Annotated in this window: 11 protein-coding genes; 6 read left to right on the plus strand and 5 right to left on the minus strand. The window is 60.8% G+C overall.

Translation table 11 applies throughout. The features are described from left to right. Window positions 1-53: 53 nt before the first annotated feature. On the plus strand, window positions 54-1,304 hold the full coding sequence (locus BCY88_RS35400) for an IS256 family transposase (protein WP_120342987.1): 1,251 nt from the start codon (window positions 54-56) through the stop codon (window positions 1,302-1,304). Between the two features lie 359 nt (window positions 1,305-1,663). Here the strand turns inward: BCY88_RS35400 and BCY88_RS35410 are convergent, their stop codons facing one another. Then, on the minus strand, window positions 1,664-2,647 hold the full coding sequence (locus BCY88_RS35410; RefSeq protein ID WP_120348741.1) for a chemotaxis protein: 984 nt from the start codon (window positions 2,645-2,647) through the stop codon (window positions 1,664-1,666). A 402-nt stretch (window positions 2,648-3,049) separates the two neighbouring features. On the opposite strand from BCY88_RS35410, the gene BCY88_RS35415 reads away from it, so the two are divergent. The 3 genes from BCY88_RS35415 (at window position 3,050) to BCY88_RS35425 (ending at window position 6,708) form a co-directional block, all read left to right on the plus strand. After that, window positions 3,050-3,589, plus strand: coding sequence for a DUF4142 domain-containing protein (locus BCY88_RS35415; RefSeq protein WP_120348742.1), 540 nt, complete (start codon window positions 3,050-3,052; stop codon window positions 3,587-3,589). 316 nt (window positions 3,590-3,905) lie between these two features. Continuing rightward, the gene (locus BCY88_RS35420) at window positions 3,906-5,615 is read left to right on the plus strand and encodes a tetratricopeptide repeat protein (protein ID WP_120348743.1); all 1,710 of its coding nucleotides are present in this window, start codon (window positions 3,906-3,908) and stop codon (window positions 5,613-5,615) included. A gap of 67 nt (window positions 5,616-5,682) precedes the next feature. Further along, entirely contained in the window at window positions 5,683-6,708 is a 1,026-nt protein-coding gene (locus BCY88_RS35425; RefSeq protein ID WP_120348744.1) for an aldo/keto reductase, read from the plus strand. Between the two features lie 102 nt (window positions 6,709-6,810). Here the strand turns inward: BCY88_RS35425 and BCY88_RS35430 are convergent, their stop codons facing one another. The 3 genes from BCY88_RS35430 to BCY88_RS35440 form a co-directional block, all read right to left on the minus strand. Then, the gene (locus BCY88_RS35430) at window positions 6,811-7,365 is read right to left on the minus strand and encodes a cyclic nucleotide-binding domain-containing protein (RefSeq protein WP_120348745.1); all 555 of its coding nucleotides are present in this window, start codon (window positions 7,363-7,365) and stop codon (window positions 6,811-6,813) included. Between the two features lie 84 nt (window positions 7,366-7,449). After that, complete coding sequence (locus BCY88_RS35435) at window positions 7,450-8,346, minus strand: SDR family oxidoreductase (protein WP_120348746.1); 897 nt, start codon at window positions 8,344-8,346, stop codon at window positions 7,450-7,452. Between the two features lie 82 nt (window positions 8,347-8,428). Next, window positions 8,429-9,172, minus strand: a complete 744-nt coding sequence (locus tag BCY88_RS35440) for an SDR family oxidoreductase (protein WP_120348747.1) — start codon at window positions 9,170-9,172, stop codon at window positions 8,429-8,431. A gap of 138 nt (window positions 9,173-9,310) precedes the next feature. Here BCY88_RS35440 and BCY88_RS35445 point away from each other — a divergent pair, with 138 nt between their 5' ends. Further along, on the plus strand, window positions 9,311-10,207 hold the full coding sequence (locus BCY88_RS35445; RefSeq protein WP_120348748.1) for a LysR family transcriptional regulator: 897 nt from the start codon (window positions 9,311-9,313) through the stop codon (window positions 10,205-10,207). A gap of 140 nt (window positions 10,208-10,347) precedes the next feature. Further along, window positions 10,348-10,653, plus strand: a complete 306-nt coding sequence (locus BCY88_RS35450) for a single-stranded DNA-binding protein (protein ID WP_120348749.1) — start codon at window positions 10,348-10,350, stop codon at window positions 10,651-10,653. A gap of 239 nt (window positions 10,654-10,892) precedes the next feature. Here the strand turns inward: BCY88_RS35450 and BCY88_RS35455 are convergent, their stop codons facing one another. Continuing rightward, complete coding sequence (locus BCY88_RS35455; protein WP_120344283.1) at window positions 10,893-12,032, minus strand: IS481 family transposase; 1,140 nt, start codon at window positions 12,030-12,032, stop codon at window positions 10,893-10,895. Window positions 12,033-12,113: the final 81 nt, after the last annotated feature.

Genomic DNA, 12,113 nt, shown 5'->3' on the forward strand with positions numbered 1-12,113 from the left:
GGGCCTGTCATTAATTTCGTGTTCAAGGCATATCATTCTCCCCAGGAGAACCTATGCCTCGCAAACCGAAAGCTACGCCGGCAGAACTGCCGGTGATCCCCGCTGAGCTGCTTGAGAAGTTCGGCAACGGGCCGATGACGGCCGAAGCGATCAACGCCGCGACGTTGTCCTTGAAGAAGGCGCTGATCGAGCGGGCGCTGGGTGGCGAGATGAGCCATCATCTCGGCTACACGTCCGGTGCTGCAAAGCCCGCGGCCGTCACCAATCAGCGCAATGGCACGGGCGCCAAGACAGTCCTGACCGAGGACGGTCCGATCCGTATCGAGATCCCACGCGATCGCGACGGTAGTTTCGAACCGCTGCTGATTCCCAAGCACGAACGGCGCTTCACGGGTTTCGATGACAAGATCGTCGCCATGTATGCCCGGGGTATGACCGTGCGTGAGATACAAGGCTTTCTGCTCGAACAGTATGGCACCGACGTCTCGCCTGATTTCATCAGCTCGGTTACCGACGAGGTCATGGCCGAAGTGACGGCCTGGCAGGGCCGCCCGCTTGAGCCGATGTATCCGGTGGTGTTCTTCGACGCATTGCGGGTCAAGATCCGCGAAGACGCCGTGGTGCGCAACAAGGCGATCTACCTTGCGCTGGGCATTCTTCCCGACGGCACACGCGATATCCTCGGCCTGTGGATCGAGAACACCGAGGGCGCCAAGTTCTGGATGAAGGTGTTCAACGACCTCAGGACGCGCGGCGTCAACGACATCCTGATCGCCGTCACCGATGGTCTGAAGGGTATGCCCGAGGCGCTGGCGGCAGTGTTTCCGGCCACCACGCTGCAGACCTGCATTGTTCACCTGATCCGCAACAGCCTCGATTACGCGAGCTGGAAGGACCGCAGGGGCCTGGCCGCAGCGATCCGCCCGATCTACACCGCGCCCAGCGCGGAAGCGGCGCAGGCGGAACTCGATGCATTTGCTGATGGGCCATGGGGGCAGAAATTCCCGCCGGTCAGCGCGGCGTGGCGCAACGCCTGGGATCGCGTAATTCCGTTCTTTGCGTTTCCACCGTCGGTTCGCAAGGTGATATACACGACGAACGCCATTGAGAACATCAACTCGCAGTTGCGCAAGATCATCAAAACGCGGGGCCACTTCCCGACCGACGAGGCTGCGACGAAGCTCATCTGGCTTGCATTGCGTAACATCACTGCCGATTGGGGGCGTGCGGCTCATGACTGGAAGGCCGCCATGAACCAGTTCGCCATACTTTATGAGGACCGATTCGTTCGACCATCCGTGTAATTCTCAACCCGCCTTGAACACGGAAATTCTGACACCCCCGAGAACACAGATTCCAGATGCACCACTACCCCTATCAAGCCAGGGGACCCACTTATGGGCTGGCGGTGTGAGCCGCTTTCTTTGCTTATCTTTCTTTGCGGCGGCAAAGAAAGTAAGTGCCGCCCCGCACAGGGGCAACGCCAATAAACCATTACCAATTCAAGGAAAGGCCAACGCCACAAAAACAACAACCAAAACAGACCACAAACAAAGCAAGGCAACGCCAAAGAATCCAGAGCAAGAAACGGCCAACACCAAAAATCACACAGACAAAAAGCGCCGCGCAAGCCCCCCGGCCTGGACAGGCAAAAAACCCCCCATTAACCAACAACCTCCTCAGCCAAAGGCACCCCCCCAAGCGCACTACGAATAGCATTAGCCAACTCCGCGGCAGCAAACTTCGCCACATACCCATTCGCCCCGGCATTCTTCACATGCGCTTCATTAGCGGCGCCAGTCAAAGACGAATGAATAATCACCGGAATATCCCGGGTCCGCTCGTCAGCCTTGATCTGACGAGTCAACATAAACCCATCCATCTCCGGCATCTCGAGATCGGTCAACACCAGCGCAATACTGTCCTTCGCTCGCGCACCGGTAGCCTGCGCCTCACGCGCAACCTGCTGCAGCGTATTCCATGCCTCCTCACCGGTCTTGGTCATCACGTAGTCCGCGCCGATCGCGCTCAACGCCTGCTCGATCAGCTTGCGCGCAAACCCGGAATCGTCAGCGGCGAGAATCTTCGCGCCCCGGCGAATGCCCAACGCTTCGCCCACCGAGGTCGGGTCGACGCTCGGATGCTGCGACGGAAACACGTCGCGCAATACCTGCTCCACGTCGATCACCTGGGCGAGCCGCGAGTCGCCCGTGTTGCCGTCGATACGCGCAATGCTCGTCACCAGATTGCCGCCGGCCGCGCCCTCGGCGGACAACACCTGATTCCATTCGAGCCGCACGATGTCGTCTACTTCCTCGACCGCAAATGCCTGCGTCGAACGCGCGAACTCAGTCACCAGCAAGATGTTCAGGCCGCGTGTCGGCTCGCAACCCATCAGGCGCGGCAAATCGATCACCGGAATAATCTGCCCGCGAATGTCCACCGCCCCCATCACATACGGCGATGAACCCGCAATCGGCGTCACCGGCGGCATCGTCGAGATTTCACGCACCTTGAAAACGTTGATGCCGTAAAGCTCATGTGCGTCGCTGCCAGGAACGGCACCCAACCGATACAGCAACAACTCGAACTTGTTGGAACTCGTCAGGTTGCTGCGTTCGTCGTTCGCGCGGTGATCGACTGCCATCGAAACTCTCCAGGATTGCGGTGCGAGTGGTGCGCGAGGCATATCGTTCGTTCGGCCCCGGCGCGTGCCCTATCTTTTCGTTATCGGCGCATCGGCAGGAAAATTCAGTGAATTTACGCGGTTTACCGATGCTTTCTGGTTAACACCCAGTAGATAGTGGCAACGGGAAGAGGGTCGCGGCTTCACGGCGTAGCCTGATTATTTGTATGAAGGTTACCTAACGTTACAGAAGCGACAGCATGGTTTCACATGCTGGATAAAGCGCCTCCTAGAATGCACAGCGATAAGAGCGCGGCGTCGTTAGTCAATCGCAAGCGACTTGCAAGGTATCAATGCAATCGCACGCAATGGCCAAGGCGCACGCGTATCGCTGTCGTTTCGCATCCACTCCAAGGAGAACGTATGATCCGCTTGCCTCTCGCCACCCTCACCAGTGCCTGCATGGCCAGCCTTATGGTCGTCGCTACCGCAGCCAGTGCACAGACCGCGCCGGACGCCGTCCGGATCCATGCCGCCGACCAGGCCTTTATCACCGACGCGACCACGGCCGTCGCCACCCAACGCGACGCCGCACGCATCGCTACGTCGCGCTCCACCGACCGCGAAGTGAAGGCGTTCGCCGAGCGCGTGTCGAACGACAACGCGAAAATCTCGGACGCGCTGCGCGCCGCAAGCCCGCGTGGCGTCGACGTGCCGAAGAACGATCCGAATACCGCGGTGCTCGCGAGCATCAACAACCTGCGCGGCGCCGACTTCGACAAGACCTATATCGAGCAGGTCGCGCTCGCCGGCGAACAGAAAGCGCTGTCGGCATTCCAGGCTGAAATCGCCTCGGGCCGCGACGAACAACTCAAGAACGTAGCGAAGCAGGCACTCCCGACCATCCAGGCGCATTACGCAATGGCTCAGGATCTCGCCAAGCGTAAGCACTTCACGCAGTAAACCGCACGCGCACCAGAGTCGCGTGTAGTCAGAGCATCAGGCGCGTGTCACGTTGCGACGCGACGCGCGCCACCATGCGGCATAAAAGGCGCTAAAGAGCCGCCAAAGAGCCGCCCTCAAGAACCGTTTCCAGAATCAGCAGCAACCCTCTCGTCCGCCCGCAATCACGGGCCGCCTCGACACAGCAGGCCGAACGCGTTCTTTTCGGCGATAATCGGCTTCGTTCTTTGGGCTTGGCCTGCGCGCTTTGCGGCGCGACTCAGGCAGCTCGAAAGCAATTTTCCGATTTCACGCGCATTCAATCAAAGCTCACCGCATGGGCAAGCCTGCCAATCTTCCGCAACAGTTGAACCATATGCTTCGGCAAGCCGTCGCGCTTCAGCAGAACGGCGCATTTGCCGAGGCCGAAGAACTCTATCGTGAGATTCTTGAACTCAAACCACGCCACTTCGACGCGCTGCAACTGTTGGGTTCACTCGCGTTGCAAGCCGGGCGTGTGCAGGAAGGTATCGAGTTCCTCAAAAAGGCGCTTGCCGTCAACGCGAAACAGGCGCCGCTGCATTCGAATCTCGCCTATGCACTCAATGCCCTGCAACGTTTCGACGAAGCACTGGCAAGTGCCGATCGCGCGCTCGCCTTGCAGGCCAGATTTCCGGACGCACTCAACAACCGGGGCAATGCGCAAGCCGGTCTGAACTTGCCGCTTGAAGCGCTCGGCAGCTTCGATCGCGCGATCGCCTTGACGCCGGATTTCGCGCAAGCCTGGAACAATCGTGCCTGCGTGCTGCGCGATCTGGGCCGGCCCGCCGACGCCCTGGCAAGTTGCGATCACGCGCTCGCCTTGCAACCGAACTATCCCGATGCATGGAGCAATCGCGGCAATGCGCTTAGCGATCTGAACCAGCCGCACGGAGCGCGGCAAAGCTATCAGCGCGCGCTCGAACTCGCCCCTGCGTTTGCCGATGCATGGAACAACCTCGGCCTGACTCAGGTCGATCTCAATGAACACGCGCAGGCGCTGCAAAGCTACGAGCGCGCGCTGGCCGTGAACCCCGCCGCTGCCGAGACGCATTGGAACCGGTCGTTGTGCCTGCTGCAACTCGGGGACCTGGAAGCAGGATGGAAGGAGTACGAATGGCGCTGGGAGCGTAGCCGGATCAGGGCGGGCAGACGCGCCTTTGCGCAACCGCTTTGGCTCGGCGATTTTTCAATCGACGGCAAAACGATTCTGCTGCACGCCGAACAAGGTCTCGGTGACACGCTGCAGTTTTGCCGCTATGCCGGGATGGTGTCGAAGCTCGGCGCAAAAGTCGTGCTGGAGGTGCCGCGCGAGTTGATGCGGCTCATGTCCACGCTCGACGGCGTGGATCAACTGATCGAAGCAGGCCACGCACTGCCGCCGTTCGATTGCCACTGTCCGTTGTTGAGTCTGCCGCTCGCGCTCAAGACCGATCTCGCCAGTATTCCGTCAAAGACGCCTTATTTGTTCGCCGACCCGTTAGCAACGCGCAACTGGCACGAGCGTATTGCTGCGCAAGCGCAACGGCGCCTGAAAGTCGGGCTCGTCTGGGCTGGCGGAAATCGGCCGCATGTCGCCGAGCTTCGCAAGAACGACGCACGGCGGTCCATCACATTCGAGCGGCTGGCACCGATTCTCGACGTGTCCAACGTGCAGTTCTTCAGCCTGCAGAAAGGAGCGGCTGCGCAGCAATTACCGCGCGGTGATGCGCAGCTTAAGGTGGTCGACTATACCGACGAACTCGATGACTTCGCCGACACCGCTGCGCTGGTGGCAAATCTCGACCTGGTGATTTCGGTAGACACGTCCACCGCGCATCTGACCGGTGCGCTGGACAAGCCGGTCTGGATTCTGAATCGCTTCGACACATGCTGGCGCTGGATGCTGGAACGTGCCGATACGCCCTGGTATGCGCAGGCGAAGTTGTTCCGGCAACCGTCACTGGGCGATTGGGATAGCGTGATTCGAAGCGCGCGTGACGCGCTCACCACCTTGAGCGCTGCCTGACACGTTTTCCCGGACGCGGGTAGACTAAACGTCCGCTTATCGACGGTCAGACTACGGAGATTCTGCAATGGAGTATCGACATCTGGGTGCATCCGGTTTCAAGGTACCGGTATTGAGTTTCGGCACCGGCACATTCGGCGGCAAGGGAGAATTTTTTCAGGCGTGGGGCGCCACCGACGTGGCCGAAGCGCGTCGCCTCCTCGACATCTGCTTCGACGCGGGCGTCACGATGTTCGACAGCGCGGACATCTATTCGAGCGGTGCTTCCGAGTCGGTGCTCGGTGAAGCGCTCAAGGGCAAGCGCGACAAGGCGATCATCTCGACCAAAGCGACCTTCCGTTTCGACGACGGTCCGAACAACGTCGGCTCGTCGCGCTTTCATCTGATTCAGGCGGTGGATGCAGCGCTCAAACGCCTGCAAACCGATTACATCGACCTGTTCCAGTTGCACGGTTTCGATGCAAAGACACCGATTGCCGAAGTCATGTCGACACTCGACGATCTCGTGCGCGCCGGCAAGATCCGCTACACCGGCGTGTCGAATTTCTCCGGCTGGCATCTGATGAAATCGCAAGACACAGCGGATCGTTATGGCTATCCGCGCTATGTCGCGAATCAGACTTACTATTCGCTGATCGGCCGCGATTACGAATGGGAGTTGATGCCGCTCGGCGTCGATCAAGGCGTGGGCGCGGTGGTGTGGAGTCCGCTCGGCTGGGGGCGTCTTACCGGCAAGATCAAGCGCGGTCAGCCGTTGCCGGAAACGAGCCGTCTGCATAAAACCGCCGACATGGGGCCGCCGGTGCCGGACGAGTATCTGTTCCGCGTGCTCGACGCAATCGACGAGGTTGCGGCCGAAACCGGCAAGACCGTGCCGCAAATCGCGCTGAACTGGCTGCTGCAGCGGCCTACCGTCTCGACGGTGCTGATCGGTGCGCGCAATGAGGAGCAGTTGCGGCAGAACCTCGGCGCAGTGGGCTGGAACTTGACACCCGAACAGGTGGCGAAGCTCGACGCCGCCAGCGCTGTACGTCCCGCGTATCCGTACTGGCATCAGGAAGGATTTGCGGAGCGTAATCCGGCGGCGGTCTGAGCACGCTTCGTTAGCATCTGCATCTGCATCTGCATCTGCATCTGCATCTGCATCTGCATCTGCACTGCGCAAGCGGGGTAACAACCCGCTTCGGCCCAACCGTTACTTGACGAGGTCGGCCGGAGCGGCGAACAGTTCGCTGTAGTAGCGGTAGCCCGCATTGAGATGTTGGTCGAACGCGAAACCTTGTCCGAGCATCGCGTCGAAGTCTGCGCGTTCGATCTTCATCACATAGCTGTGGTCGGTTGTAACGAGACGCCAGGGTTGATCGGTTACCGTTGGGCTGAACCATTTCCCCGCGCTCGCATGGCCCGCCGGATACGTCCGTTGGGCGGATTCGATTTGCCATCCGCCGTCCAGAAGAATCCACATGCCTTGCCCGCTCGCGGCACCGTGCGCACTGCCGTCGCTTTGCTCGATCACCGTGCCCGATTGCGCTTCCCATTCGTGCGAATGCGCAATCACCCAACGCAACTGCCCGGTCGTCAGGCTCGTGAAAAACGGCGTGTGCTTCAGCAGATGAAGGTAAGTCACAGAGGGTTTCATATTCGTACTCCGCGTGGCGATGGATGCATCCGGCGGCTGCGGTTTTGCATCGCAAGCGGCGATCAGGAATGGCAGCAGCACGGCGCAGGCGGCGAGGATCGAGGGTTTCATGGGCGTGCAGGTTCACAGCGAAAAGGAGTGGCGGGACGCGTGGCCTAGTCAATGTTCCCAGACGTCCCTTATGGTCAGGCAGGGTTAGCGCTTGACCTTCGCTTCGAGCAGATCGCCCATGCCGATCCGCTTCGCGAACTCGATGCGCACACGCTCCGAGACTTCGAGCACTTCACGTGCGCCGTCACCGACGAAATCGATCACTGAGCGCATCGGCCGTTCGCCGACAGGTAACGCGACGATCCGCACGATTTCGTCGGCGACGGCTTGTGGATCGGCGTCGTCCGGTGTGAGTTCAGACAGACGTTCGCCGATCTGATCCATCACGCCGTCATAGCGCGCATACGCCGCGGCGCGTTGCGCATCGGCAGGTTTGCCGGCGCTCGGAAAGTGGGCGGTGCCACGTGTGAACGCGCCAGGCACCACGATCGAGGTTTCGATACCGAAGCGCGCGATTTCGTAGGCGAGGGTGACCGCAAGCGAATCCATGGCGGCCTTCGCCGCACCGTAGGGGCCAAGGAATGGCGGAAAGCCGCCCTTGCTTGTCGTGCTGCTGATCCACAACATCAGACCGGCTTCCTGCTGGCGCAGATACGGCAGCACCGCGCGGTTCACGCGCTGCGCGCCGAACAGGTTGGTGTCGAACACCTTCACCATTTCCTCGGGCGTGAACGCTTCGCTGGGGCCGACCACCAGATGTCCCGCGTTTTGCATCACCACGTCGAGCCGTCCTTGTTCGCGGACGATTGTCGCGACTGCGGCATCGGCGGATTCTTGCGACAACACATCGAGTTCGAGCGGATACAACTGAATGTGCTTCGTTTTGGCGAGCGAGCGCATTTCGTCGGCGCGCGGCTGGTTGCGGCCTTCGACATCGCGCATCGTCGCGTAGACGATATGACCGGCTTCGGCCAACGATTGTGCGGTGAGCTTGCCGATGCCCGTACCGGCGCCCGTCACCAGAATGATGTTCTTGTGCATTTTCTTCTCCGATTCGTGAGTGAAAGCGAATGACGTTTAAACGCGCTGTGAGCAAGCCGCTTTGCGCGTTTTCAAGTGGGGGTCAGGCCACGCCGCCGTTGGCGCGCAGGATCTGTCCATTGACCCAGGCGGCATCGGGACCGGCGAGGAAGGACACCACCGAGGCGATGTCGTCCGGCTGACCGAGGCGTTGCAGCGGCGGCATCTTCGCGAAGGTCTGAATCTGTTCTTCGGTCTTGCCGTCGAGAAACAGCGAGGTCGCGATCGGGCCAGGCGCAACCGCGTTGACGGTAATGTTGCGGCCGCGCAATTCCTTGGCGAACACGTGGGTGAATGCTTCGACAGCGGCCTTGGTGCCGTTGTAGATCGCATAGCCCGGCATGTTCAGCGCCAGCGTCGTGCTGGAGAAGTTGACGATGCGTCCGCCGTCGTTCATTCGTGCGGCCGCTTCGCGCAGCGTGTTGAAGGTGCCGCGCACGTTGATGTCGAAGGTCTGGTCATACAGCGCGTCGCTGGTGTCGGCGAGCGGCAGTGTCTTGAGCACGCCCGCGTTGTTGACCAGCACGTCCACTTTGCCGAGTTGCTGCTCGGTGGTCTCGAACATGCGGCGCACGTCGTCGGCGTTCGAAACGTCGGCCTGCACGGCGATGGCCCTGGTGCCTGCCGCCGTGAGTTGCGCGACGAGCGCATCGGCCTCCGACGAGCTCGACGTGTAGTTGACGGCAACCGCGAAACCGTCGTTCGCGAGGCGTTGCGCAACCGCTGCGCCGATGCCGCGGGATGCGCCGGTAACGATGGCGACCTGGGCGTTTTTGATCGTGTTCATGATTCGTTTCCTTCTGCGTGGTGGGTTGGTGAAACGAATCATGGTCGCTTTCTCTGCTGAGATAATCGGGTTAGACTTGCCATCATCATTCCATTTACGTTAATAATTGACCGGCAGGCGGTCGTATAGGCGCCAACCATGGATCGTTTCGAGGAAATGCGGGTGTTCATACGAATCGCCGAGCGGCAAAGCTTCACGCGCGCTTCGGACGACCTGCAGATTCCGCGCGCCACCGTCACCAATCTGATGAAGCGCATGGAGCAGCGGCTTGGCGCGCGGCTTCTCGAGCGCACCACGCGCTCGGTGCGGCTGACGCACGACGGCGAGGCGTACTATCGCCGCTGCGTGCGGCTGATCGCCGACATGGAAGAGGCGGAGGGCTCGTTTTCCAACCTTGCGCCGAAGGGGCTATTGCGGGTGAATTTGCAGGGCACGCTGGCGCGGCACTTCGTCGTGCCGTCGTTACCGGCGTTTCTCGGCCGGTTTCCCGACATCGAACTGACGATCGGCGAGGACGACCGTCTGGTTGATCTGGTGCGGGAGGGGGTTGACTGCGTGTTGCGGGCGGGCAATCTGCAGGATTCGTCGATGGTGGGGCGGCGCGTGGCGCAGTTGCCGCAAGTGACGGTGGCGAGTCCCGCCTATCTGGCGGCTTACGGCGAGCCGGCCGATCCGGTGGCCTTATCCGCGCATCGCGCGGTCAATTATCTGTCCAGCGCGACTGGCAAGCCGGTGCCGCTCGAATTCAGCGTCGATGGCCGCGAAACGGCTATGTATTTGCCGTCGGCGGTATCGGTGACGGGCGCCGATCTCTACACGGGTTCGGCGGTGGCGGGGCTCGGCATCGTGCAGGTGCCGCGATACCGCGTGGCGGATGAATTGGCGTCGGGTCGGCTGAAGATCATTCTCGCGGACTTTCCGCCACCTGCGATGCCGGTTTCGGTGCTGTATCCACACAATCGGCAGTTGTCGTCGCGGGTGCGGGTTTTTGCGCAGTGGCTGCGCGATATTTTCGAGGCGGCGGGTGCGGGTTAGCGGCAAGCGTGTGGGGCTGGCATAGGCATGCAGCGTGTGGTCCGTGCTTTTGCGTTAGCCGCGCGGCGGATCGTGGGATCATACGGACCGCGCTGAGCGATATTGCTTTTTGCACGGTACGGAATAAGAGGAGCAGGACGATGATCGATGGACTGGTGGGTGGACGCTTATATGGCGAAGCGCAGATTCGCACGGGGCAGAATGGCAAACGCTTTGTGACCTGCAAGGTCCGGGCGACCACCAATGATGGCGATACGATTTTCGTCAATGTGATTGCGTTTGATGATGAAGTGCAAGGGGCGTTGCTTGCGCTGGGTGATGCGGATAGTGTTGCGCTGAGTGGGGCGTTGACGCCCAAGGTTTGGACTGACAAGAATGGGTTGGTTAAGCCTGCTGTGGATATGGTTGCGCATAAGGTGCTTGTGGGGTATCGGGGGGAGGGGTAAGGGTTTTTGGGTTTTTTTGCCTGCGCGGCGCTTTGGTTGTGGTTTTAGGGTGTTGGGGTTTTCTTGTTTTGTTAGTGGTTTGTTTTGGTTGTGTTTTTGTGGCGTTGGCCTTTCCTTGTTGTGTTATTGGTTTATTAGCGTTGCCCCTGTGCGGGGCGGCACTTACTTTCTTTGCCGCCGTGTATAGGCCGGACACATAGGTAACAGGTGTGCGGGGACATAGGTAACACATGATCCGCTCATTCCTGCTGGTTCAGGTTGATGGTTCCGAAACGGTAATGCGCAAAAAACAGGTCGTAGCAGTTCTCTTCACCGGCGCGCTCGCGGATGGCCACGGGCAGGTTGTGCAAGGCGTTCGATACCTTGAATCGCCGGTTCCTGAAGCGTAGCTCACCGTTCCACTTCACGCGCTGCACGAGATCGTTGTCACCATATTCGATGGGCGGCAGGATCTCGGGATACGCCCGGGGGCTGGGCCGGTATCGCGTGACCGGGGTTGCCATGTCCAGCGCCTGATGTGGACGCTGGTGGTTGTAGACCGTGCGCCACGCATCGAACGCCTGCTGGGCGCTGTTCAGGTCCCTGAAATGGTGGCCGGTGAGCACTTCGGCCTTCAGCGTGCGGTGAAACCGCTCCTCCTTGCCATTGGTCTGCGGATGGGCCACCCGGCTGTGGGACAGTCGCACGCCCAGCCGGATGAGCCAGATGGCCAGTTCGGTCAGTTGCCCCGGCTGGCTGGGGCTGCCCCACGGCGAACCGTTGTCCGCGTTGATGCGCAACGGCAGACCGTAGCGGCGGAACGTGCGCTCCAGATGATGCTGCACGGTCCGGGTGTCGGTGCAGATGCAGGCATCGAGCGTCACGCTGTAGCGCGAATGATCGTCCAGCAGGGTCAGGGGCGAACAGTGCCGTCCATCCTGCAGGTCGAACCAGCCCTTGAAATCCATCTGCCACAGGTCGTTGGGCTGCGCATGTTCGAAGCGCTGCCAGGGCGTGGCCGCGTCGGAGGCGCACGGATCGATCAGCCCATGACGATGCAGGATGTCCGTCACGGTGCTGGGAGCGGGTACGCCCGTGTGACCCTGGTCGCGCAGGCGACGGCTGATCTTGCGCCCGCCCCAGGCCGGATGCGCCCCCCGCAGTTCGAGCACCTGCTGCTCGACGCACGCGGGCGTGCGTGCCGGACTCTGCTGGGGGCGGCGTGAGTGATCTGTCAACGTCGTCGTGTCGCCCTGCGCGTAGCGCCCGAGCCACTTGTAGCCGGTCTTCGGACTGATGCCGAAGCGTCGGCACAGCTCACGACGGTTGGCGCCTTCCTGCAAGGCCAGATGGACGAATTCCAGACGCAGATTCATGGTGTCTCTCGGGTTCCAGGGCATGACCGGCTCCAGGCGATTCACTCGCCCAGAGTGTTACCCATGTCCCCGCACACCTGTTACCCATGTCCCCGGTCCATACAC

Origin of the sequence: Paraburkholderia fungorum (assembly GCF_003610895.1) — a bacterium.
Classification (GTDB): domain Bacteria; phylum Pseudomonadota; class Gammaproteobacteria; order Burkholderiales; family Burkholderiaceae; genus Paraburkholderia; species Paraburkholderia fungorum_B.

What these genes read in the sequence shown, in the direction of transcription:
- BCY88_RS35400 (WP_120342987.1), top strand. Translation starts at nt 54, where the DNA reads ATGCCTCGCAAACCGAAAGCTACGCCGGCAGAACTGCCGGTGATCCCC.
- BCY88_RS35410 (WP_120348741.1), bottom strand. Translation starts at nt 2,647, where the DNA reads ATGGCAGTCGATCACCGCGCGAACGACGAACGCAGCAACCTGACGAGT.
- BCY88_RS35415 (WP_120348742.1), top strand. Translation starts at nt 3,050, where the DNA reads ATGATCCGCTTGCCTCTCGCCACCCTCACCAGTGCCTGCATGGCCAGC.
- BCY88_RS35420 (WP_120348743.1), top strand. Translation starts at nt 3,906, where the DNA reads ATGGGCAAGCCTGCCAATCTTCCGCAACAGTTGAACCATATGCTTCGG.
- BCY88_RS35425 (WP_120348744.1), top strand. Translation starts at nt 5,683, where the DNA reads ATGGAGTATCGACATCTGGGTGCATCCGGTTTCAAGGTACCGGTATTG.
- BCY88_RS35430 (WP_120348745.1), bottom strand. Translation starts at nt 7,365, where the DNA reads ATGAAACCCTCGATCCTCGCCGCCTGCGCCGTGCTGCTGCCATTCCTG.
- BCY88_RS35435 (WP_120348746.1), bottom strand. Translation starts at nt 8,346, where the DNA reads ATGCACAAGAACATCATTCTGGTGACGGGCGCCGGTACGGGCATCGGC.
- BCY88_RS35440 (WP_120348747.1), bottom strand. Translation starts at nt 9,172, where the DNA reads ATGAACACGATCAAAAACGCCCAGGTCGCCATCGTTACCGGCGCATCC.
- BCY88_RS35445 (WP_120348748.1), top strand. Translation starts at nt 9,311, where the DNA reads ATGGATCGTTTCGAGGAAATGCGGGTGTTCATACGAATCGCCGAGCGG.
- BCY88_RS35450 (WP_120348749.1), top strand. Translation starts at nt 10,348, where the DNA reads ATGATCGATGGACTGGTGGGTGGACGCTTATATGGCGAAGCGCAGATT.
- BCY88_RS35455 (WP_120344283.1), bottom strand. Translation starts at nt 12,032, where the DNA reads ATGCCCTGGAACCCGAGAGACACCATGAATCTGCGTCTGGAATTCGTC.